Genomic DNA, 24,558 nt, shown 5'->3' on the forward strand with positions numbered 1-24,558 from the left:
TCCTGACCCTTAAAGTTATGGGATTAATCCGCTAGCTTTTTCTTAGTAAATCAAGCAGCTTTTTAGCTGCTTCTTCTGAAGACGCCGGGTTTTGTCCGGTAATTAGATTCCCATCCTGCACAGAGTAGCTCTTCCAGTCCTCCGTTTTACTATAGTTTCCACCAAGTTTTTTTAACTCATCTTCCACCAAATAAGGAACAACATCTGTTAATTGAACCGCTTCTTCTTCAGTGTTGGAAAAACCGGTAACTTTTTTTCCTTTTACCAGGGGATTTCCCTCTGCATCTTTCACAAACCGTAATACGCCAGGCGCATGACAAACGGCAGCAACCGGCTTACCTTCTTTCCAAAACGCTTCGATCAGTTTAATGGAACGCGCATCGTTGGTTAAATCCCAAAGCGGTCCGTGGCCTCCCGGATAGAATACCGCATCGTAATCTTTTTCATTCACATCACTTAATGGAATGCTATGTGCCAATTTTTCCTGCAGGGCCTTGTCTGCATCAAAACGTTTAGTGGCTTCCGTTTGGAAATCAGGAAGTGCACTTTTAGGATCTATCGGAGGTTGTCCGCCTTCGGGTGATGCGATCGTGACCTCTACGCCTGCATCGGCCAAAACGTAATAAGGAGCGGCAAACTCTTCCACCCAAAAACCTGTTTTTTCACCGGTATCTCCCAGTTGATCGTGAGAGGTAAGTACAATTAGTACTTTAAAAATTACTTTATCCATTTCTTTTAATTTTTATTGTCATAAAATGATAGTACAAAGTAGCGGATAAAAAACAGCATCATTAGGTGATATAGATCACATTTTAGAAAGCCGCTATTTTTAGTGAGCTAGGTCACATCATTTACTATGGTAAAGTCTGCTGAGCGTTTCTCTTGAAACTCCCAAATATGCTGCGATCAAATGTTTCGGAACAAGATTGTACAATTCAGGATATTGGTGCATTAGTTCCTCGTACCGACTACGGGCATCGTTATTTAATAGCGATAAAATTCTTTTTTGCAAACTGATATAACCTTTATTGGAACGCCATCTTAGAAAAGTTTCAATTTCGCGAATTTCTTTACAAGCCTTTTCCCTCTCTTCACTGTGGAGACAAAGCGTTTCTGCATCCGCAACGCAGTCAACGTTTACAGTAGCTCTTTCATTATTGTACAAAGCTTTATAATCGGATGCCCACCAAGTTCGCATGGCAAATTGCAAAATGTGCATTTTTTGTTCGTCATTTACGAAAAACGTCTTCAAGCAGCCACTTAACACGAAATACTCGCAATCAACCTCGTCTCCCACATGAATAAGTTGTTGCCCTTTTTTGAAAGAAATTGGCTTAAAGAGGGAAAAGAAATAGTCAAACTGTTCATCGCTCAACTGAACAGTTTTATGGATATGTTGCCTGAGGACTTCTTGTGGCGTCATATGAAAGTATTTGTATTACGTTAAGTGTTGATACTGTTATTCCTTGCAAGATATATAATGCCAGTCGTCATACGATTATATTCATATCTACAAGGTAACAAGTTTTCAATTTGAAAACAAAAACAATTATGACAAGAATGTGGTTCTGAATCTTGTTTTCTGCAGTCAGTCTGACGAAAGAAGCGACATCCCGGAACGAGTACTGATTTGACCCATTGACCCTTTTTTTGTCGCGGATAACCCTTCTCATATTTCAGCTAGTCTCTTATTTTTGATTTATCTTTTAACATCAAAAAAATTGGCATGAGAACCGTAACATTTAGTATGAATATAAGCATCGATGGATATTGTGATCACACGATTTTTAATCCCGATGAAGAGCTTCATGATTATTTCACGGCAATAATGGATGACGTAGACCTGCTCTTTTTCGGTCGTGTCATGTATCAGCTTATGTTTCCCTATTGGGCGGATGTTGCCAAAAACCAATCGGGCACCGCAGACGAAAATAAATTTGCAGAAAGGCTTACTGCTATTGACAAAGTTGTTATTTCCCGATCATTAGCAAGCGCCGAGAACAATACGCGGATTGTTCGTAGCAATCCTGCGGAAGAACTCCGGAAGCTGAAACAACAACCGGGTAAAAAAATTTTAATTGATTCTGTCAGCCTGCTCCCTGAATTAATACGTGCAGGTCTTATTGATGAATTTAATTTAGTTGTCCATCCAATCATCGTTGGGAGAGGACGGCCATTGCTAGCTGCCGGCAGTCTTCAGGAAAACCTTAATTTGAAGCTGATTGATAAAAAATTTTTAAAATCGGGATATGTGGCGCTTCATTACTTGAAAAAGTGATACTTGGCGCTGAATGGTTGGCGGTTATCTTTACATAAACGGCATACGCTTCTCGGCGATCAAAACGCTTGTTCGTTTATAAAATTTCTTATTAGCGTCAACACCTCATCAAAGTGCGTATCCAACACATCGTGCCCACCGTCTAAAATATGGATTTGGGCTTCGGGCAGATCACGTTTGTAACAAGGGGCTTCTTCCACTGAAAAGAAAATTTCATATTTTCCCCAAATGACAAGAGCCGGTGGCTGGTGTTCGCGAAAATAGGCCTGGTAAACAGGAAACATTTCTAGGTGGGTTTTGAAATCACAGTTTAACTCAAACTGCTTTTCGATATTACCCGGCCTCTTCAAAAACTCCCAGTCAAGCATCCAAAATTCCGGACTGACCCTCGATAATGCTTCTTTGGGAAGCCCACCGAAGTATTGGTTTTTTATACCTTCTACGCTTAAAAACTTAATGAGCTTTTTTTTCTTTTCAGCCGTTGGGTTGTACCAGTAGTCGATATACTCGTCCCATTCAGGTCCCATGCCTTCTCGGTGCGCATTACCGCTCTGAACAATAATACCTGCAATCTTCTCCGGGTGATTGATGCATAGTTGAAGTCCAATCGGTGCACCATAGTCATGGAGATAAATAAAGTATTTGTTTAAATCTATCGCCTCAGTCAGTTTGTTTATCAAAACAGATAGATTCCCGAACGTATAGTCAAAAGTATCCGGTACGGGAAATTCACTGAAGCCAAATCCGGGATAATCCGGAGCGACAAGATGATACTGATCAGACATCGCAATCATTAAATTTTTGAAAGCTATCGATGAAGTCGGGAATCCATGTAAGAGCAGTAGCGATGGATTTTTTTTATCGCCGGCCTCCCGGTAGAAAAGATCAATTCCATCAACTTTTATGGTTCTATTGAAGATTTGTCTGGACATTCCGTTTAAATTTGCTAAAAAATATTGCACATTCCATCTAAAGGAACTAACGCAATTATTTAGAAATAACGGTTTTCATATTGCAATTGTTCTCGCCAATTAACTTCTAGCATTATACAAACGCTGTGTTTGAGCCTGCCTTGCAATTAGGCTGTCAGGTATTTTTATATCCGCTATCGTTTTGCCTATAATTATCATCTCCTTGTTATTACCAATGAGAATTTTTACAAGCTTCTGTTTTTAAAGTGGATGCACTAACATCATATTTCTAGTATAACGGAATAAAACCTTAAGTATGGTGGTAAGCATTTCTTAAACCAACTTAAGTTTCATGTGCTTTTCTGTTAGTAATTTTGTACTGTTAATTTAAAAATTTAGCTATGGCCATGAAATTAGTACAATTTCCGCAACTGTTTTTAAGGTTTGCTCTTGCTATGACGATGCTCTCAGCAGTTGCAGACAGACTAGGTTTTTGGGGAGATAATTCAGCCTGGGGAAACTGGCAGCGTTTTGAAGAATATACGGCAACGCTCACATTTTTTCTTCCTCCAACTTTAAGCAGATTTTCCGCTTATGCAGCCACTTTTTTGGAAATTGTGTTGTCGCTATTGCTGATTTTGGGCTTTAAATTAAAATGGACCGCTATTGCTACCGGAACTCTACTGTTGGTATTTGCTCTTTCAATGACGGTTTCTTTGGGAATAAAAGCACCACTCGATTATTCGGTATGGGTGGGTAGTGCAGCTGCTTTTCTATTAGCAGTTCAACAAAAACCCAACAATACCGGTAGCTTATTGTGATGTTGTCATTTGATTGCAGGTTTCTGTTGGCGAGATTGTCGATAAACAATGTAATAAGCAGCTTGTTGTATTCTTCATAGAGATCAAAAATTAATATGTATGTATATCGTATTAGGGGCAACAGGCAATATCGGTTCGGAATTGACGAAATTGTTAGCGCAAAAAGAAAAAAAAGTGATCGGCATTACACACAATAAGGACCGCATTCAGCAAATTGAACACCTAGGAGCAAGACCAGCAGTTGTTGATGTACGCGATACGGAAAAATTGACACAGATTTTTAATAAAGGACAGCGGTTGTTCTTACTAAACCCACCGGGCGATATCTCAAAAAATGCATCGGAGCAGGAATTTAAAACAGTGGATTCGATTATTAAGGCCATTGAAAATTCAAATCTGGAAAAGGTAGTGGCAGAATCAACTTATGGGGCACAAGTAGGTAACAACATTGGGGATTTGGGGGTTCTTCACCATATGGAACAATCTTTGGCCCGGTTACGGCCTGCCACCATCATTATCCGTGGAGCTTATTACATGAGCAACTGGAATATGGCCATCGAAACGGCCAAGACTGAAGGGAAGATTTACTCCCTTTTTCCACCAGATTTTCGGATTCCGATGGTAGCTCCTGTCGATATAGCAAGACTCGCGGCAAGGTTCTTAACAAATGAAGTTGACACGGCTGGCCCGCACTACGTAGAAGGGCCGCAAGATTACTCACCCAAGGATGTATCATGTGCATTTGCTGAGGCATTGGATACACCTGTACAAACAGTTGAAATTAAACCGGATGAATGGCTAGACTTTTTAATGAAAGCCGGATTTTCTGAAGAATCGGCTGAGTCAATGGTTAACATGATCAGATTAACCTTAAAACAAGATTTTGAAAAACCCAAATCGCCAATACGTGGAGAAACGTCGCTTCAGCAGTATGTTGACGCACTGATTGGGCTATCCAAATAGTGCTTATTTTTATTTGCAAAAAACCTCCGCGAGACATATTCGATGCCGCAATTGCCACTGCCGAGTAGTCTTTAAAATTGGGCATCATCGCAATGGATCTCATCCCGCTCGAAATATAGGATTTTTTCCGGTTTCCCGTAAGGATAGGGAATGGGAAGCATATAGCTTTGCATCATAGTTAAACACACAAATTACAGCATCTTTTGCTGTTATCTAGCATGTTACTATACTTGTCTTGTTGTACCTGCCAAGCTTCAGTTGAACAGCTGGCGGGTCTTATTTATTATAAAAAGGCTCTCTATCAGCACAAGTGCCGTAACTAAAAACGATATAATCTTCTGGAGTAGCTATTGGCGGCAATTTACTGTCAGCAACTTTTCAAATTCTTGCCATAATGGATCATTCAGTTTTTTAGGCGACACCGCGAAATAGATGCCTGTACGATTATCTTCCTTACACCTGAACAAGTGGATAACACAGTTTAGCTCGATGGGTACTACCGGCATATAATCTAGCATATTAATGGTACCAGAAAAAGTGGCTTCGTCCTGAGGTGCCGTTTCTATTTTTTTAATCATAACTTTAGTAGGTACGACCTTATCGGCCGGGATATTTCGTTTGGTAATATTACGGCCTACGAGACCACCATAGTATGCTTCGAGATCACGTTGTAAGCTCGCTTCATTAATGAGAGGCCTACCCTCCAGCCACCATAAAAATGAATAAGACCAATGTTGCGCGCCCGGAGCACCCCAGCCAGGGGTGAAGCGTACCTCTTCCGTTCCTTTATAGGGAATGTTCGGTGCGAAATCAATTGGAATGGGGAAAGTTTCAACTGTCCATCCTTTAGGTACTGCTAAGGTATATGGGACGCTCGGTTTTTGTTGACAGGAAACGGTGGCAGAAAGTAAATAGATTAAAGTCAAAAGATATACAAGGCGTTTCATAAAGTAACTTTTAATTGGTTTTTAATATCAATCAATGGACAAACTGAAAGAAGGGCAAAACAATACTTGAATCACTCCGTTCTTAAACTCTTGATGGGTTTTGCAATAGCTGCTTTATACGATCGATAAGCTACCGTGCTGCTTGCAACGATGAACGTTATGCCAATTGCACTAATGAAGATTTCCCAGCTAATTGGAATTCGATAAGAAAAGTCCTGTAAGTATCTTCCCATACCCCACCAGGCCATTGGAGCAGCTATAATGAATGCAATTAATAAAAGCTTGGTAAATTCTTTTCCGAAGATCCATAAAATGTGCGGAATACTTGCTCCCAATACTTTTCTTACGCCAATTTCTTTTGTTTTATGTAAGGCCATGAAAGAAATCAGACCGTAAAGCCCTAGGCAACCAATCAGTATTGCAATGAATCCAAATCCTTGTACCAATCGAAGAATAATGTGATCTACTTCATAAAATTCAGCAATGGCATCATCAAAGAAATCATAGGAATAGACATATTCGGGATAGGTATCGCTCCATATCTGCTCGACGGATGACATCACCTGCGACATTTGTTTTCCGTCCAATTTTATCGAGCAATTGAAATAATAGGCGGTCCAAGTCATCAAACAAATAGCTTCTTTTTCGGCGTGGAATGATTGATTATAGAAATCCTTCATGACACCAACTATAACTCCTTTGTATCCATCGCCATTTACAGCAATCTTCTTCCCGACAACGTCTGCCGCGTTGCTCAGGTTGAGCTTTTTTACAAAGGTTTCGTTCACCAAAAATTCCCTTATGGTATCGGAAGGCAGCACATTACGGCCGGCTACCAATGGGATATCGAAAGTAGAAAGGTAGTTTTCATCACCGAATTTCATATTGATTTTCCAAGTCTCCGTTTCCGGTCGATTATCATATTTTACACCGGTAGTACTATTCGATGAAGTAGCCGGCGGACGAAAATTAAGTGTAACGTGCCGAATACCATTTATCTGCTCCAATCGATTTTTCAGCGTTTTCATTTTGGTTGCATCGCCCGGTAGTGGAATAGGTACATTCACAATCGCCTCTTTGTCGAAACCTAGATCAGCTTCCTGCGCGTAGCGCATTTGGCTTGCTATAATAATAATTCCAATAATGAGAACCTGCGAAATTGTAAACTGTCCGATTACTAAAATACGCCGCAGAGACAGGCCACCGATTTCCTTTTGACTGATTTTGCTTTGTAAGGCACGAATGGGCTTGAAACCCGCAAGTACCAGTCCGGGATAAGAACCTGCAAGAAAGATAACCGATAAAATGACGACACCAATAAACAGAGGCATCTGCCAACTGGTGAAAAGCGTTACGTGAATTTCTGATTGCAGTAATCGGTTAATAATTGGCAATGTGGTCAGCGCAATGCCGTAAGCAACAATCGCGGCAAATAAAGTAATAACCGTAGTTTCAGCGATAAATTGCCAAAACAGCTGCTTGCGCTTACTACCTAATACTTTGCGGATACCGACCTCCTTGGCTCGGTTCATGGCTTGAGCAGTTGCCAGGTTAGTGAAATTAATACAAGCGGTTAGCAATAACAGAAGGCCGATAAAGGACAAAGCCCATAAATAACTGCGATTGATATAGCCATCAAATGCCGTGTTGAAGTGTATGTCGGTTAAAGGTTGCAAGTTAAATTTCCAGACCTTCTCTTGCCCTCCTTCATAATACTTTTTTGGTAAGGCCGTTAAAGCAGCCACAGCTTGCTGATAGCTTACATGCTTATTCAATAGCACGTAACATTTTGAACCGCGATAGACCCCATACCAATTTTTGTCTTCGTCGGTACCATTAAGTGAATGGAAAGACAGGAAAATCTCCTGTTTGATATCGGTATTGGCAGGGAGGTTGCGAAGGATTCCTTTCACCACATAGTCTGCTTCATTATTTATTTTTAATACTTTCCCAATCGGATTTTCGTTTCTGAAATATTTTTTTGCAATACGCTCGGTTATGAGGGCTTCGTTTGCTTGTTGAAGGACGGTTTTAGGGTTACCTTGGAGTAAAGGATAATCAAAGATCGAAAGGAATGCAGGTTCTACATATGCGATCCCGTCTTCTTCCTGAAATTTTTTATTATCGGGCGATCCCGGTAAAGAAACGAGCGTATTACCATAACTGACGAATCGGGCAACTTTTTCAGCAAGATCAAAATCGTTTTCAAAAGCTTTGGCCAGTGGACGTGGGGCTCCCGGCGACCGGCTGATGAGGTCATCATGCCACTCGGTTGTTATTCGGTAAATACGATCCTTATTGATGTGGAACGTGTCAAAGCTTAGATGGTAATTTACCAAAGCAAAAATAAGTAAGGCACATGAGATTCCTAGTGAAAGACCAAAGACGTTGATAAGTGCAAAAGGCCGATGTTTGCTTATATTACGCCAAGCGATTTTAAAATAATTCTTTAACATTTTAGTAGGCTTTTACCCGTTGATCATTCTATACGGGTTGTGCTGTACTAAGCGAATAATTACAGCATAACCAGACTCGGTAAAGCACACAAATGCATTGCCATCATGAAAAAACGACCTAAATAACTACCGGAGGGACGTGTAACGGAGCGCACTGTTCGTTAGCGAACACTTCTTGTGCGAAAGCGTACAGTATGTATTTTAGCGTGAATCGCTGTCTGAGCTTACCAATACCTGATATGTTGATTAAATTTCAATCGCCTAATTACCGGTCGGGCTGTTTTCCCGTTGATGTTTCCATAGCTCCTCAAATAACACACTACGTGCCTTCAAATCGACAAAATTACCTTCATCAACTATTCTTCCATTTTGCAGAATGTAAATATAATCGAAATATGGAAGTAAGTATAAGCGATGCAAACTGGAGATAAGTGCTTTTTCTTTAAATTCTTCAAAAAGATGTTGATAGATTTTAACCTCTGTTTTAGGGTCTATGCTGCTGGTGGGTTCGTCTAGCAAGACAATACTGCTTGATCGCGCCGCTAGTATACCTCGCGCAAGGGCCAGTCGTTGTTTTTGTCCTCCGCTAAGATTTACACCCTTTTCTTGAATGTGCGACTCCAAACCTTTGGGAAGGGTTTGTACGACTTCTGCAAAATGAGCAATTCGACAGACTTCTATCACTTCCTCATCAGAAAAGGGAAGCCCTAGGGTGATATTGTGCTTGATCGTGTTTTCAAATATTTCCGGCTCTTGCGGGAAGAGGGTGACAGCATCGGCCAAGCTAGCAGCATCAATTTGCTTACTTCCATCTAATCTAATACGTGTATCGGACTGATAGGTATATAAGCCCCTTAGTATGGCCATAAGCGTGCTTTTACCACTGCCGCTTTCTCCAATCAACGCAATCTTCTGCCCCCTTTGAATGGTAAGATGAATATCATGCAGGCTGTGCGCATTTTGACCGGAAGAATAGGTTTCGGTATGCGAGAAATTCAAACCCTGTACCTCAACCTGCTGCCATTCATTTGGTAGTGCTACCGTAGCCTCGGCCTGATGCTGTTGTTGATAAGCATCGCTAATATGACGGGAGGTTTCCACATCGGTATTAAATTGAACGATCTGCGTATATTGCCAAGCTACGTCATGAAAAACGCTCGTGAACTGGTTGACAAATCCCAGCAGGGCAACTAGATTACCGATTAAAAAGAGTTGACCGGGCTGCCCGTGCTGATAAATATATCCCAGTACGGTAACTACATAAATAAGCGCTACAAGCATATCGGCGATGAACCATTTGAATTCATTTACATGTACGGACGTTTTATAAGGAGGATAAACATCAGCTACTTTCCCCATTAAACTCTTTTCCATTCTATTCTGTAGCCGCAAAGTAATCACGGTGATGATATTAGAAAGGCTGTCAAACAGTGTTCCGGATACGATATGATCTTTTTCGTTTGTTTCGTCCAGTGCCTTGATATAGGGCTTATCAAACCTGAAAATGACGTAAACCGTCAGCATGCCGATACCTACACCGATCAGCCCAAACAACGGCGAAAAAGCAATCATAGCAATGAGAGAGAACACAAACTTCATCAATGCATAGGTATACATAAATCCGTTTTCAAAAAAGGATTTCAAGGCTGTATAGGCTTTCCGGATTCTATTGATGGTAATTCCGGAGTGATTATCCTGATGCCACTTCACCGGAAGATGTAAGGTTTGATGATAACGATCTTGCAAAAAATTTCGGCTAAGGGCGAATGCCAACTTCTGTTCAAGTATTCTCGCCGGTCCATGGAAACTCCATTCCACCAACTTGAGAAGCATATACGCCCCTACATAGAGCCAAGCATAATGTAGGTACGCAGCTCCTTCCTGCTGTATACCGTTGATGAACCAGCCATACAGTAGCGGATAAGTGGCAAAGGCTGCACTGGCAAGAATAAACAGCCCATATATGAAAACATAGCGTTTCTTCTCACCTCGGGCATAAGTCCAGGCGGTGCGTAATAGGGAGATGTAAGGGTTAGCCATAATTCAATGTAAAGGTAACTGATTATGTGCAATACCCTTAATTTTTTTACGCTAGACAATTTAAATGAATTGGCGACAACACCCTAACGGCGGTTAAAAATGATGAATTAGCTAATTTATATTTAATTAAAGGAGTTCCGGAACGCTTGCGGTGATAGCTTCGTTTTGATTTTAAAAAGCTTGCTGAATGACTGTGAATGTTCAAAACCTAGTGCATAAGCTACTTCACTCACGGATAAGTTGGTGGTAGAAAGCTTCTCTTTAGCCTTTTCAATTACTTTTGTATGAATATGCTGTTGCGCGTTCTGCCCTGTTAGAGAACGCAACATATCACTCAGATAGCTGGGCGAAAGATGTAGCTTTTCAGCAAGGTAGCTCACAGTTGGCGTGCCCTGGCTTGACGGCATTTCTTGATCAAAATATTGGTTTAACAACTCTTCTAGTCTCTGCAACAGCTCATTGCTAACGACCTTACGCGTAATGAATTGTCGCTTGTAAAAGCGATTGGCATAATTAAGCAACAACTCGATCTGGGAGATCATTACGTCCTGACTGAAGTCGTCAATCCGGTTATTGAGTTCTGTTTCGATATTACGGAAAATGGACATGATGATTGATTTCTCTTCTTCTGACAAATGGAGTGTTTCGTTGGCGGCATAAGAGAAAAAACCATACTGCCTAATCTTTTTTGTCAAGGGATATCCTAAAAAGAAATCGGGATGAATCAACAGGGTGTATTCTGAACATACAGCGCCCTCATTATCATTACCGCCTATAATCTGACCAGGGGAAGCGAATAACAGGCCTCCCTCATCAAAATCATAGTAACCTTGGCCATACTTCAGCTTTCCGCTCAGCTTTGGCTTGTACGAGATTTTGTAAAATCCCAAAACGTGACGTTGCGGAATTTTAAAAAGTTCGATCTGAGTGTGTGCTCCATTGATAAGGCTAATAAGCGGATGCCGGGGCTGAGGCAAACCAAAAACCCGATGTGCATCTGAAAGCGATTCAAATTTATGTAAGCTTTTTTCTTCCTTTTTCATGCCAACAGCTAATATAGTCATAACCGGCTAGTTATGATAACCGGTTATGGTTGTTTTTTATTTCAGTTCACCTTGAGCGGCGCGGGATACCTCATCCCAAGCCTCCCAAATAGCCAATCGTTGCGCGTAAGCCGCTCGGGTACCTGATAGGTTATGGCTACCCAAGTTGAAACGCAGGGGTGGCTGTTCCGCGTCTATCATTTTAAACAAGGCCTGTGGCGTTGCTGCCGGATCGCCTCTTTCCATGGTTTTTAAACTGTCTACAAATTTAGCTTTGAAATCAGTATATACCTCCATACCCTGCGCAAACTTTAAGGATTCCTGACTACCAAATTCGGTAGCATAGGCCCCGGGTTCAATAATCGTTACCTGAATACCGAAAGGGGCTACCTCCGCCGCTAAGCTTTCATGAATAGCCTCAAATGCCCATTTAGAAGAACAGTAATAGCCTATTACCGGCATGGTAACATGGCCAAGGTTGCTGGAAGTACCGAGGATATGGCCATACCCCTGCTCCCGAAGCAAGGGCAAGGCGGCTTGTATCACGGCAACCGGCCCTAAAATATTGGTCTCGTAAAGTGCTCGGATATCCGCCGGGCTTGCTTCTTCGATAGTTCCTACCAAGGAGTAGCCGGCATTATTGAGCACGATATCCAACCTACCAAAATGCGCATGTGCGGCTGTGACTGCTTCTTTCACCTGATCGGGTTTCGTTACGTCAAGTGCTACCGTCAATACTTGCTCGCCATACTTATCTTTCAGATCGGCAATGCTTTCCAACTTACGTGCCGTTGCTGCTACTTTATCGCCTCGTGCTAAGGCGGCCTCCGCCCATACACGACCAAAACCACGCGATGTGCCGGTAATGAACCAAACTTTATCTTTTTGTTGTGTCATGATTGTTTATCGTTTTTGTTCACAACAAAAGTAGTTTATGCACATTTTTTACTTGTGTGCTAAGTGCGGATATTTGTAGTCATAATGAGGATAGGTTATCTTATATCTCAAATAGTCGATTAACTTTTCATCAGCAATTTCTTGCTCAACCATTTTCTAAAGGGTTCATCATAAAGCTTTAAGAAGAGATAAGCTACTAATATAGTACCCAAAAAGAGAAGCAACGTTATCGGCCATATTTGGGTGAAGGTAAGATTTTCTTGCCATACCCATGCATAAAACAGGTACATGAAAGGATAATGTACCATATATAGTGGATACGATATATCACCTAAGAATTTACAGATTTTAATAGAGCTTTTGCCGGTTGTAGTTCCGGAGGCACCCAAATAGACCAATATGGGAAAAATAACAAGTGTACATAGCGCATCATAGATCCCGTTCATCCAAAGAGCTTCTGCTTCCCCAATATGGGGTATGGAAAGTAAAATAATAATCGCCAAACTGCAGATCCAAAATGCGCCTTTTACTTCTACAGGTTTAAACTTGCGCGACATCAATACACCGGCGGAGAATGAAAACAACAAACGTAGAAATCCACCGATCAGGTTATGGCCTGCCATCGTCCATCCTACACCTAAATGACCATAACCGGAAAAATTAAATATAGCAAAGGAGGCCAATCCGATTCCGGCCAACAGGACGAGTACCCCAAGTGCTTTTGCCGATAACCTACGGATGAACAATGCATACAGGATATTGCCGATATACTCAAAGAATAAGGACCAACTAGGGCCATTGAGCGGATACATCTCTCCATTTCCACGTACTTCGGGGCACGAGCCTGGAGCAGCAGGGATTAAGAAGAGATTCATGAGTAAAGCTAGCATTAACATGGATAAAGATACCTTCGAACCATCCCATTTCACGCTGCCTTGTATATAGAAAGTAATCGCGCCTAAAATAGCGCCCATAATAACCATGGGATGTAAACGGATTAATCGACGTTTGATAAAATCTTTTGTTTTCATTGTTTTCCAACGATCGTCATAAGCATAGCCGATAACGAAGCCGGACAGTATAAAGAAAAAATCAACGGCCAAATATCCGTGATTGAAGTGTTGGTCGACAGGACTTGTTGCAAATGCTTCGAATATGTGGTACCAAATAACCATAAGAGCCGCAACGCCTCTTAAGCCGTCAAGAAGAATGTAGTGGGGTTTAGTGTCTGCAAAAGCAGCAGAAGCGATTTTGTGCATAAAAATGTATAAATTGAATGGTTATTTCAATACCAAATGACCATACGGCGAGGTGTTATCCAAAACTTTCTTTTTCTTGCCGCGCAATTTATGAAATGAGTTCAAAAAAATGGTTACCTAGGGTAAATAAATGCATAGCAATTGACGAAGAATGGACGGCTGTTAAAAAAAAGCCATCTCTTGTTTTTATGAGATGGCTAATTAAGTCAACTATTTTTATTTTACATTCGTCAAAGGCCTGATTTTGATGTTTCGGAAATCAACTGGTGTGCCCTCATTCTGAAAAAGGAGATGTCCTTTTTCGGCTTTTCCAAAATTTTGAAGGTCTTTGTATTTACTTGCTTGAATCAGTTGTGCAAATGCAGGTGTACTCCGATCATATGCGACCACTTTTTTGCCATTAAGCCAATGGCTGATATGACGCCCGTTTACAATAATCTTGGCGGTATTCCATTCGCCAAGTGCTTTTACTTCCTTTTTTGGATCGGCAGGAATGAGATCGTAAAGTGAGGCGACAGACCGCAATTCGCCTCGCTCTGGATATTGGTAATGCAGATCATCCAGAATTTGATATTCCAGCCCTAAATAAGTGCCCTTTTTCTCTGGAAAGGTATTGGTGACTAAATATTTAACGCCGCTATTGGTGTTTTTTGCCGCTCTAAATTCAAAGGTCAGTTCAAAATTATCAAAGGAAGCCGTGGTGATAATATCCATTTGTTTTCCATGCGGAATGGGGGTTGCCATCAATAAGCCATCTTTCACCACCCAACCGCCATCAGCTAGTTTTTGTAAACCTGCAAAGCTTTTTCCATCAAAAACGAGCTGCCATCCGTTTGCTTTCTCTTGGGCAGTTAACTCATTTTCCGTTTGTGCCTGTACTTTATACATGAGTAGTACAAAAAGTAAGACCATCATTTTTAGCCTATTCATTTGTGTTGATTTATTAGAAATCCATAGACAACGGTATAGAAGCTGCAGGTCCGTTCATCGATCTAAATCTTAGACTCTCCCGCAGCCCCTTTTTCTTTAAATTTTAGGTTCCCATCCCGGCTCATAGCTCCGGCTCCACAATTTTTCCGCTTCGGCGTCACCTACAATATGCCCGTTTTTAGGATCAATCCTTAAATCACGGCCTACTCGCCAAGATATATTCCCTAACAACATAGCCACTGTACTCTTATAGCCAAGTTCGATATCGCAGTTTGGTTGCCTATTATTTTTAATCGCATTCAGAAAATCGGCAGCATGTAAGCTGTCCATCCCCAAGCTTGGACTTGCTGTATTTCTACCGGCCAAACCTTCGTTAGCCGATGTCGATTTTTCTTCTTTGATGAGCTTACCTTGTAAATCATAGATCTTATAAGCATCTTCACCGGTGTCCAAACTTCCCTTGTCGCCGTAGAAAATAACACCTCGTTCCAAACCTTCTACTTGGCGTCCGTTGCAGCTTCTGTTTTCCCAAATGAGGGTTGCAGTAGGATATTCCAGGGTTACAACCTGCGTGTCGGGTGTTTCCCAATCGTCCTGAAATTGATAACGCCCTCCGATTGAGCTTACCCGTGTTGGGAAATCTACACCTAAACCCCAACGGGCAACATCTACCTCGTGGGTACCATTGTTCAAAGCTTCACCTGTTCCCCAATGCCAGAACCAATGCCAATCGTAGTGGATTAAGCCGTCCTTATAGGGTACCCGCGGTGCTGGGCCTTGCCACAGATCATAATCGAGCCAGGAAGGAACGGTACCGAGTTTCAGAAAAGTTTCTTTGCGGGTGTTGGTATACCACGTTTTGGCCATATACACCTTGCCAATGATGCCTTGATGCAAGAGCTCAATGCCTTTGGTAAGTGTGGGCGCCGAACGACGCTGTGCTCCCATTTGTACAACACGGTTATATTTTCGGGCAGCTGCTACCGCCATCTCTCCTTCTGCCGGATTATGTGCCATTGGCTTCTCAACATATACATGCTTGCCTGCCTGGCAAGCCATGATGGTTAATGGTGCATGCCAATGGTCGGGTGTCGCCGTATAGATAGCGTCAATACTTTTGTCTTCCAATACTTTCCGTAAGTCTTTCTCAGCGCGGGGTGTATTGCTTTGCCCTGCCTCTGCAACACGTTTCATTGCTTTTGGAATGGCTCGCTCATCTACATCACAAATGCAGGCTACGGTTGCATTTTTTTGCTTGGCAAAAGTACCGCTCATGCTGCTTCCGCGGCTATTTACTCCGATGGTGGCAAGCTGAATACGCTCATTAGCTCCGATAATATTGCGGTAGCTTTTGGCACTAAAGGCCAACGCAGGGTGATGGTCTATTATGTCGGCACCAACTGTTAAAGCGGCTGTGCCTATTCCCAACTTTTTTATAAAATCTCTTCTTGATTTAGCATTCATGATGTCTTTTTTAAATTTTTATAATGCTTTTATTTTCACGTTCTTAAAATAGACGATGTCTCCATGGTCTTGTAGCAAGATGTGCCCTTTACTAACTGAACCGAAAGCGGGTTTCGCCTCTTTAAATTTGCTCAGCTGTCGTGCTTTCTCAAATGCCGCGCTCTTGCGATCATAGCGAAGTACTTCCTGGCCATTGAGATAATGGACTATTTGACTATCTTTTGAAACTACGCGGGCATGATTCCATTCGCCTACCTTAACCGGTACTTTTTTCTCAACGGCCAGCATATCATACAAGGCGCTCAGTTGGCGATTGCCATCGCGGCCGAGCTTGGCGTCCGGATGGTAATCATTATCAATAAGCTGGTATTCCATGCCGAGCCATCCACCCTCGCTATACTGTGTAAAGAAGTACTTAATACCGCTGTTGGCACCTTTTGTTAACTTAAAATCGACACGCAGGTCAAAATCGCTATACTCTTCTGCGCTAATGATATCGAGATGTCGTTGCCCTCCGGTTTCCTTTAAAGAAAGTTGGCCGTTTTCAACTTTCCAACTTGCATTCGGTGAGGTGCCTTTTGTAGAAGTCCAACCGGTTAAATCTTTTCCGTTAAAAAGCAATTGCCAGCCTGCTACCTTCTCTTGTGGTGTTAAGGCATTATCCTGTGCATACGCGCCTTGATTACTTAACCCGAAGAGCGCAAGGAATATCAGCAAAAAAAAGAGATTTACTTGAATTGTCATGATCTAGCATTTATAATTGTGTATAACCTTTATTCTGGATAATCTGTTGCGGATTGGCTTGCATGACAGTCATCGGAATGGGATAGGCCAGCGCGTCATCACTCCAGGTGAAATTATTAAAACCATCGGCTTTTTGTTCCGCAATCATGACATCCTTCGCTCTACTGGTTCTAACGAGATCGAACCAGCGATGATTCTCAAAAGCAAGCTCTACACGACGCTCCTTTTCGATCGCTAGCAGGAAAGCCTGATCATTGGCAAAGTCTGCTAATTGATAATCGCTTAGCAGATTAGCAGGAGCTGGGGCATTTGGATCTCCGGGTGTATTTCTAGCCCGCTCCCGTATTTTATTTAGATAGACCAAGGCGGTCGCTTGATCTGTACCGGTGCGCACCAGCGCTTCAGCATAGAGTAAATAAATATCGGCCAGCCGAAGTTCGATCCAGTTATTTCCGTTATCGGAACCACTGGTCGCTACATCGTAATATTTGCGAATATATTTATCGGTTTCAAAGGCACCGGTTTTGGCGTTTACCCAACCATCGCGCATGGATACATATTTTCGAGGGTCTCCGGTTTCATAAGCATTCGACATATCCTGAGTCGGGGCGTTCTGACCGCTTTTATCTCCCACCAGCACTACTTCTTTATCCGAAAAACGGGGAGCAAAATTATTATTCCACGGACTTCCCGTAACCCCATTCGGTGAACCTTTCATGTATTGAATTTCAAAAAGCGATTCCACACTATTTTTCTTATTTACATCGAATAGATCGGCATAGCTTGCCACCAATGCATACTGTCCGTTATTAATCACTTCTCGGAATTTTTCAATGGCTTTGGTATAAAACTCATTCCCTTTATTCAAAGGATATCCTGCCATGAACATATAAACCTTTCCTAATAAAGCGCTAGCCGCTGCTTTGGCGACGCGCCCTTTATCGCTTCCGCCATAATTTTCCGGAAGGTTAGCTTCCGCAAATTGAAGATCGCTAATAATTAATTCATAAATTTCCTCCAAGGGTACCCGACGCAATTGATAGGCCTCATCAGGTGTCAGTTCTTTATCCGCTTTAATGACACCTAAGAGCTCCCCGTTCAGTGCATAACCGCCAAATACCCTATTTAACCAAAAATAAGTAGATGCGCGTATGAAGCTAGCCTCTGCTTTATATTGGTTCCGAAGCTTTTCATCGGTAAAAGTAGCACCATCGCTTCGCCCTAGGACGAGATTACATCGCAAAATGGTATGATAACTATCATCCCAGCAATCCATCAAAAAATTATTCTCGGGCAGCAACGGGGAGGCAAACTCGTCTATTCCCTTTTCATTTGCCGGATTACCGGCTAACCAAGAGTAAGTGGTATTATCAGAACGAATTTCGCCCAAGCGATAATAGGTCCCATTATAGAGTTCACGCAGACTGGCATAAGCAGATAAAGTAGCCTGATTAATATCTTGTTGGGTTTTATAAAAATCACTACTATTTAAATTAGAAGGTGGCGTAAGTTCAATAAAATCCTTACTGCAAGATGACAGTATTAAAGCCGTCATACTTAATAAAAGAATCTTTTTCATAGCTGTTATATATCGCATAAATTAGGAGTTAAAAAGTTAGATTAGCACCGAAAATGAAAGATCTGGCTGTTGGATAACCTAAATAATCGCCTCCTTTTTGAAGACCACTTTCGCTGCTGGTTTCCGGATCATAACCTGTATAATCGGTAATAGTAAATAAATTACTACCGGTTACATATACGCGCAATCCTTTAATTTTTAGCTTATCCAATACGGACTGCCCGAAGTTATAAGAGAAGTTTACGTTACGTAAACGAAGGTAAGAGGCATTTTGTACCCATGCCGACGAAGGGTCCCGTTGCCAACCGGTAGGGTTGCGGGTAGCACGGAAGTGAATGCCATCGCCCGGTTCTTCCGGCGACCGCCAGCGATTAATCTGTTCGATCATACCATTCCGGTCGCCATGGTAAATCCCTACCATGCGTTTGAAAAAGCTAAATACTTCTGCACCATAAGACCCGGTAAACTGCACACTCAAGGAAAAGTTCTTGTACGAGAAGTTATTGGTAATCCCACCGGTAAAATCAGGCATATTGTTTCCTAAAATAGTTTTATCGTTTTGGTCCAACTTACCGTCCCCATTGATATCGGCATAACGACCATCACCTATTTTATCAGCGGCTAAATGAGGGTAGCGGTCCAGTTCTTCCTGCGACATGAAAACGCCTTCCTGTTTATAACCGTAAAAGCTTGCAATAGGCAAACCAATGGTAGTAATAAAGGCATTATTTGCATTTGGCGCACTTCCATAGATAGGTCGTTGATCAGGCCCTACTTCCAACACTTTGTTTTTATTGAAGGAAATATTAAAATTGGTACTCCATTGGAAGGTATTGATAAAGTTTCTGGTAGTGACCGAAAACTCCATTCCGCGGTTCTGTACTTTACCGATATTCTGAAATTGAGACACATAACCGGTAATGGTTGGCACCGGTACATCCAGCAATAAATCAAGCGACTGACTATCGTAAAAATCGCCCTCTACTCGTACCCGATCATTGGCCAAGCCAAATTCAAAACCGAGATTATATTGTCGGGTTTTTTCCCAACCCAGATTTGCATTTGCCATCGACTCTGCATCCACATCCACGGTGTTTTGCAAGGTTCCTCCTGTTGGGTAATAACCGGGATTCAATAAGCCAATGGATGCATAGTCGCCTATCCGGTTATTTCCGGAAATACCAAATCCGGCTCTGATCTTCAAGTCGCTGATTTGATCGACATTTTTCATAAAGCCCTCTTCGGAAACTCTCCATCCTATCGAAACGGAAGGAAAGGTACCCCATTTCCGGTTCTGGCCAAAGCGCGACGAACCATCGCTACGGAAAGTGGCTGTAAAAAGATAGCGGTCATCATATGAATAGTTGACTCTACTTAAATAGGAGATCAGGGAGTAAGCGGATTCAGTACTCGATAGCGCGTACATATTGCCGGCGTTTAACGTTTCGATATCATCGTTCGCAAAACCTCTCGCTTCACCGTTCATGTAGTTTTCGGTGTGCTTTTGGGTGGTGTACCCAATTAAAGCCGAAAAACGATGCTTCTCCGCAAAGGTTTTGGTGTAATTCAATGTATTCTCAATCACCCAATCATAATCCGTGTAGCGCGTATCCACCCCTCTGGCTGGGCGAGGAGCCTTTGAGGCATCTAAATCTACTGTTGAAGGTTCAAATCGCTTCAAATGATCGTCCTCAATCCCACCGTTGATGCTTAAGCGGTATTGCAAGTCTTCAAATATCTGCCAATCGCCCGAAATTGTTCCCAACCAACCATAACGTCGTCTATTAATATTGACTAGCTCGGCCACACCGATTGGACTGGCTACATCACCAACCAGAATTTCAGGATTCCGGACCATTGACCCGTAGGTACCGTCGGCATTTTGTACAGGATAAATGGGTGGTAGTTGCAAGGCATACATAACGGCCGAATACTTACCCTGATCTTGCTCGCGACCGCGTGCGGAATAAGCCATTAGATTAGCACCTAAATTGATGGTTTTGCTGATCTTGGAATTAACGCTCGAGCGGAAATTGAAGCGGTCATAATTGGTGTTGATCACAATCCCGTCTTGTTTCATGTAACTTCCTGAAAAGTTATATTGGGTATTTTCAGAGCCGCCATTGACGGAAAGTTCATTTTGCTGCGTTAAGGCATTCCGATACAATAAATCCTGCCAATTATTGTCGGGCATGGTAGCAACCGATGCGGGATCTAAAAAGTTATAGAGGTAGCCTCCTGTGCCGTCGGGAATCATGTACTGACCGGTTGCTCCGGGATAAAGGCTTCGCCGTGAGTTAGGATCATTGATGCTGTGCGGCGACTGATTGGGATCATTTGGAATAACTGCAGCATCCAACCAAGCTTGATTGCGACCATCGACAAACCAATCGACATATTGATCGCGGTTCATCATTTTGATTTCTGTTCCGCGTTGTTGGAAACCTACAAATGAATTGACATTGATAACAGGGGGCCCCTTTTTGCCTTTTTTTGTCGAGATCACCACTACACCATTTGCCCCTCTCGAACCATAAATAGCGGTTGATGAGGCGTCTTTGAGTACTTGTATGCTTTCAATATCGGAAGGGTTGATAAGACGAAATGCATTTCCTTCCATGGGATACCCGTCTACTACGTATAGCGGATCATTTGATTGGGTGATAGAGCCGGTACCCCTTACCCGAATGGCCAAACCTTCCCCTCCGGGGGCACCATTAGTCTGCTGTACTTGAACGCCTGCCATTTGACCTGCTATGGCCTCCCCAAAGTTTTGAACCGGGCGATTTTGGATATTCTCTGCTGATACGGAAGCGACGGCTGTCGTGACGTCAGCACGTCTTTGGGTTCCGTAGCCAATAACCACAACTTCATCCAGCGCAGAGGATTCTTCGGTTAGGGTTACATTGATCAAGGTGTTCGTTCCTACATTGATTTCCTGTAGTGCGTAACCTAAAATGCTAAATACTAAGGTTGCCTCTGCTCCTGGCACTTGCAAGGTATATAAACCTTCTGCATTGCTGGTGGTACCTGCCGAGATCCCTTTTATTTTGACACTTACACCTGGTATGGGCAAACCCTGCGCGTCAATTATTTTTCCTTTCACTTCGCGCTGTTGCAACGGCGGAAGAGCTTCAGAGGAATCGTTCTTCTTTTTGATCAATACGTTATGTCCGCTAATTTTATAGGTGAAAGGCTGATTTTGAAGAACTTGATCCATAATCTCTTCTATTGTAGAACGCTGCGTGTTTACGCTCACCTTTAAACTGCTGATTTCTTTGCTGTTATAAACGAACACATAATCGCTCTGCTGTTTAATGGACCGAAAAATTTCTTCTAAGGTTGCATTTTGTTTATTAACAAAGATTTTTTGCGCGTATGTTGCTGCGTGTAGCTGCATCAAGGCTATGAGCAAAAAGAAAAATGTAAGATTTAATTGCATTATAATTTTCCTTTTAATATCAGTGGCTTGGTATTGAACTGGACTTGGGTTTCCAAAAAAATTTTTGGATAATGGCCTACCCCAGGCCATTGTCTTAGGTCTAATTTTCATTATTTTTGTAAAGCTTGAGTTAATAAAGGTTTTAACAAATTGGCGTTCCGGATTTATCCGGAAAGAGTTAACTCTAAGTATTCCGTTTCCTAATGGCGTTAGGAAACGGTTTTTTGTTAACGCTATGCTTACTTACGTGATTTTCGTTTTTGATTTTGTCATAATTTATTGATTAAAGTTTATTGGATAACGATGATTTTCTTGGTATTTCCTGTTGCTAAAATTTTATATTTTAAATCGAAATAACTTAAAATTTCCAAAGCTTCTAGCGCATTGGCTTTCCGGTGCACTTCTCCCCAAAGTTGAATATCAGGTACGGCCCCTTCAAATTCAATTGTTATATCATACCATCGCGCCATTTGCCGTAACGCTTCTTGAATACCGGAGCCTTGAAATTGAAAAAGCCCACTCTTCCATGCAATCGCATTTTCAGCATTGATCTGAGCTACCTTTAATTTTCCACTTCGTTTTAAGGCGGCTTGTTCTCCCGGTTTAAGGAGGATGGTTTGTTTAGTTTGAAATGCCGAGACTTTAACACTTCCTTCTAACAAGGTTGTTTTAACATCAGGTTCGTCCTCATAGCTATTGATATTGAAATGGGTTCCTAATACCAACAGTTCTTGCCGATCTGTCACCACTTTAAATGGTTGTTTTTCATTTTTGGCTACCTCGAAGTAGGCCTCGCCATTTAATATAACCTTCCGCTCATTTCCTGTAAATACGGTAGGATAGCGGAGGGACGAAGCAGCATTTAACCAAACCTTCGTGCCATCTGATAAAATGACCTGGTATTGCCCACCTTTTGGTGTACTCAATGTATTTGATTTCGACTCTCGGACACCCGGATTAATTTGGTAGGTAATTAAACCATCTTCATTCTTAGTAATTTTTATTCCTCCTTTGTCAAGTATTTTCTGGTCCGGCGCATTATCCAATGCTATTTGTGATCCGTCTGCTAATGTTAACAAGGCCTTATTGGTACCAGGTGCAAAATCGTTCGGATTGATCTTCGATTTATCAACAATTTGAACAAGTGGTTGGCTTGGGTCTTTTTCTTTGAAAAAATAAAAGCCAATGGAAACGAAAAGTAGAAATATCGCCGCAGCAACGATCCGGGGCCAAAGGGTAAAGCTTTTATTTTTCGATAAAGCAGGTATGCGCTGATAGACCTCTGCTAAATCTGCTTGTATCATTTCATCGGTTAAATCCGAAGAAGGAGGGTTAGCCAGGGCCTCATACAAGGATTCTATCCAAGCTTTTTCAGCGTCAGTGCAAAGACCTTTTTTATATTTATGAAGTAATTCTTTAATTCTTTCTTTCTCCATACGCTCGGATAATAAGGATCATTAAAAGTAAAGTACGACGAGGAGTTGCTTGGGGGTAGAAAAAAAAAATTTTAACTCAGAACAGCCAATAAAGAAGGAAAAGGATGGCGTATAAAAAAGCTTCTAATTTGCTTCTTAAGATCCGCAAAGCATTCTTGACTTGTGTTTTAACTGTTGCTTCAGACAGATGCAATTTGGCTGCAATTTCTTTGTGAGAAAGATGTGCTTTTCTACTGAGGTTAAACACCGCTTGCATTTTGGAGGGCAGCTTGCTGACTTCATCTTCCACTAGTTGGTTAAGTTGTTTCTCAAGAAGCGTATGATGGGCGTTATCTGACACTTCTTTGGCCAGTGCCTGAAGCCAGTCGAAGTAAACAGAAGTAATCTTCTTATGGGCTATCAATTTGATTGTTTGATTACGATTGGCAATGTACAGGTAAGCAGCAAGGTTATTAATCTGTAACCCCGTTCTTTTATTCCAAAGGGAGGTAAAAATATCCTGCACGATGTCTTTTGCATCTTCGCGGTTCCTCAATACATGATAAGCTTGCTTATATAAGCGCTCACCATAGCGCAGGTAAATTTCGGAAAAAGCAGCCGTGTCATTCGCTGCTAACAAATGAATTAATTCGTTATCCGTATATAACTTATAGGATGACATACGCTAGGTGACACTAATTGGATTGAGTAGTTTATCGGTTCGCCGTTACGAATCTACTAAATCATTTTAATATAAACGAAAAAAACGTATTTCACCTTGAATGTTAACGAATTGGCACATAGTAATAAGATCATTTTACCTTATTACTACGCACCTATAGCCGCATAAGTCTACGGGCTTCTGCTTGCTTAAAAGCATGTATAAGTTTACGGCGCCCTTATGATTTATCCCTGAGTTGAATCCACTGCTTTATGACTGCTTGCAGTTCTTTACTTTTGGCTTCTACTTCATCAAGGCTTTTGAACTTCGCATAGGCTTTACCTTTAGATGCCGGTTCTAGCACGCTGCCGGGGGTCAACCCTTCCGCTTGATGGAAGACCAGCGTTAGGGTATCCTTCACACGTAGACTAAAAGTGGCGATATCACCTTTGTAATAAAAGCTTGGGCCACCCCATTTAACGTCTTCTGTAATTTCAGGATACACTTTCATAATTGCATTACGCAGTGCCATCATTTCTTCCTTTAACGGATGTTCCAATTTTTCCAAAAATTCATCTACCTTTTTTGAGCTCATTTTTCAATTTTTATTAACATTCGCAATGACCGGACATACTAGCAGAAACTAGGGTTGTGTCTGTGTTTCACTGCAACATCAAGTGTTCGTCTAATTGCTACAACTACTTTTAT

Annotated in this window: 20 protein-coding genes; 3 read left to right on the top strand and 17 right to left on the bottom strand. The window is 41.9% G+C overall.

The window, feature by feature from the left end; all coding sequences use genetic code 11:
- Window positions 1-31 precede the first annotated feature (31 nt).
- Window positions 32-730, bottom strand: coding sequence for a type 1 glutamine amidotransferase domain-containing protein (locus ACH11B_RS04745; protein WP_013664205.1), 699 nt, complete (start codon window positions 728-730; stop codon window positions 32-34).
- A 117-nt stretch (window positions 731-847) separates the two neighbouring features.
- The gene (locus tag ACH11B_RS04750) at window positions 848-1,423 is read right to left on the bottom strand and encodes a Crp/Fnr family transcriptional regulator (RefSeq protein WP_013664206.1); all 576 of its coding nucleotides are present in this window, start codon (window positions 1,421-1,423) and stop codon (window positions 848-850) included.
- A gap of 303 nt (window positions 1,424-1,726) precedes the next feature.
- Between ACH11B_RS04750 and ACH11B_RS04755 the strand changes: the two genes are divergently transcribed.
- The gene (locus tag ACH11B_RS04755) at window positions 1,727-2,278 is read left to right on the top strand and encodes a dihydrofolate reductase family protein (RefSeq protein ID WP_013664207.1); all 552 of its coding nucleotides are present in this window, start codon (window positions 1,727-1,729) and stop codon (window positions 2,276-2,278) included.
- Window positions 2,279-2,337: 59 nt separating this feature from the next.
- Here the strand turns inward: ACH11B_RS04755 and ACH11B_RS04760 are convergent, their stop codons facing one another.
- Window positions 2,338-3,210, bottom strand: a complete 873-nt coding sequence (locus ACH11B_RS04760; protein ID WP_377611901.1) for an alpha/beta fold hydrolase — start codon at window positions 3,208-3,210, stop codon at window positions 2,338-2,340.
- Window positions 3,211-3,590: 380 nt separating this feature from the next.
- Here ACH11B_RS04760 and ACH11B_RS04765 point away from each other — a divergent pair, with 380 nt between their 5' ends.
- Both ACH11B_RS04765 and ACH11B_RS04770 read left to right on the top strand, forming a co-directional pair.
- Window positions 3,591-4,010 (top strand): DoxX family membrane protein, encoded by a 420-nt coding sequence (locus ACH11B_RS04765; protein ID WP_404274009.1) that lies wholly within the window; start codon window positions 3,591-3,593, stop codon window positions 4,008-4,010.
- Window positions 4,011-4,109: 99 nt separating this feature from the next.
- A complete protein-coding gene (locus tag ACH11B_RS04770) occupies window positions 4,110-4,973 on the top strand; it encodes an NAD(P)H-binding protein (protein WP_377611905.1) in 864 nt (287 codons plus the stop codon).
- Window positions 4,974-5,320: 347 nt separating this feature from the next.
- Here the strand turns inward: ACH11B_RS04770 and ACH11B_RS04775 are convergent, their stop codons facing one another.
- The 14 genes from ACH11B_RS04775 to ACH11B_RS04840 form a co-directional block, all read right to left on the bottom strand.
- A complete protein-coding gene (locus ACH11B_RS04775) occupies window positions 5,321-5,920 on the bottom strand; it encodes a hypothetical protein (protein WP_377611907.1) in 600 nt (199 codons plus the stop codon).
- Between the two features lie 71 nt (window positions 5,921-5,991).
- Window positions 5,992-8,376: an ABC transporter permease gene (locus tag ACH11B_RS04780; protein WP_377611909.1), complete on the bottom strand. Its 2,385-nt coding sequence runs from the start codon at window positions 8,374-8,376 to the stop codon at window positions 5,992-5,994.
- Window positions 8,377-8,637: 261 nt separating this feature from the next.
- Window positions 8,638-10,416 (bottom strand): ABC transporter ATP-binding protein, encoded by a 1,779-nt coding sequence (locus tag ACH11B_RS04785; protein WP_377611911.1) that lies wholly within the window; start codon window positions 10,414-10,416, stop codon window positions 8,638-8,640.
- A 122-nt stretch (window positions 10,417-10,538) separates the two neighbouring features.
- Entirely contained in the window at window positions 10,539-11,480 is a 942-nt protein-coding gene (locus tag ACH11B_RS04790; protein ID WP_377611913.1) for a helix-turn-helix domain-containing protein, read from the bottom strand.
- Window positions 11,481-11,516: 36 nt separating this feature from the next.
- The gene (locus tag ACH11B_RS04795; protein ID WP_377611915.1) at window positions 11,517-12,356 is read right to left on the bottom strand and encodes an SDR family NAD(P)-dependent oxidoreductase; all 840 of its coding nucleotides are present in this window, start codon (window positions 12,354-12,356) and stop codon (window positions 11,517-11,519) included.
- 119 nt (window positions 12,357-12,475) lie between these two features.
- Complete coding sequence (locus tag ACH11B_RS04800) at window positions 12,476-13,615, bottom strand: acyltransferase family protein (protein ID WP_377611917.1); 1,140 nt, start codon at window positions 13,613-13,615, stop codon at window positions 12,476-12,478.
- A 216-nt stretch (window positions 13,616-13,831) separates the two neighbouring features.
- On the bottom strand, window positions 13,832-14,545 hold the full coding sequence (locus ACH11B_RS04805; RefSeq protein WP_377611919.1) for a DUF1080 domain-containing protein: 714 nt from the start codon (window positions 14,543-14,545) through the stop codon (window positions 13,832-13,834).
- A gap of 96 nt (window positions 14,546-14,641) precedes the next feature.
- Window positions 14,642-16,009, bottom strand: a complete 1,368-nt coding sequence (locus ACH11B_RS04810; RefSeq protein ID WP_377611921.1) for a Gfo/Idh/MocA family protein — start codon at window positions 16,007-16,009, stop codon at window positions 14,642-14,644.
- An 18-nt stretch (window positions 16,010-16,027) separates the two neighbouring features.
- A complete protein-coding gene (locus tag ACH11B_RS04815) occupies window positions 16,028-16,753 on the bottom strand; it encodes a DUF1080 domain-containing protein (protein ID WP_377611923.1) in 726 nt (241 codons plus the stop codon).
- A gap of 10 nt (window positions 16,754-16,763) precedes the next feature.
- Complete coding sequence (locus ACH11B_RS04820) at window positions 16,764-18,332, bottom strand: RagB/SusD family nutrient uptake outer membrane protein (RefSeq protein ID WP_149105078.1); 1,569 nt, start codon at window positions 18,330-18,332, stop codon at window positions 16,764-16,766.
- Between the two features lie 28 nt (window positions 18,333-18,360).
- A complete protein-coding gene (locus ACH11B_RS04825) occupies window positions 18,361-21,774 on the bottom strand; it encodes a TonB-dependent receptor (protein WP_377611926.1) in 3,414 nt (1,137 codons plus the stop codon).
- Window positions 21,775-22,064: 290 nt separating this feature from the next.
- Window positions 22,065-23,210 carry a FecR family protein gene (locus ACH11B_RS04830; protein WP_130854897.1) on the bottom strand — a complete coding sequence of 382 codons (1,146 nt, stop codon included), beginning with the start codon at window positions 23,208-23,210 and terminating at the stop codon, window positions 22,065-22,067.
- A gap of 76 nt (window positions 23,211-23,286) precedes the next feature.
- Complete coding sequence (locus ACH11B_RS04835) at window positions 23,287-23,871, bottom strand: RNA polymerase sigma factor (protein WP_130854896.1); 585 nt, start codon at window positions 23,869-23,871, stop codon at window positions 23,287-23,289.
- Between the two features lie 217 nt (window positions 23,872-24,088).
- A complete protein-coding gene (locus ACH11B_RS04840) occupies window positions 24,089-24,445 on the bottom strand; it encodes a DUF1801 domain-containing protein (RefSeq protein WP_377611928.1) in 357 nt (118 codons plus the stop codon).
- Between the last annotated feature and the right edge of the window lie 113 nt (window positions 24,446-24,558).

This window comes from Olivibacter sp. EAT-5 (assembly GCF_044784325.1).
GTDB classification, from domain to species: Bacteria; Bacteroidota; Bacteroidia; order Sphingobacteriales; family Sphingobacteriaceae; genus Olivibacter; species Olivibacter oleidegradans.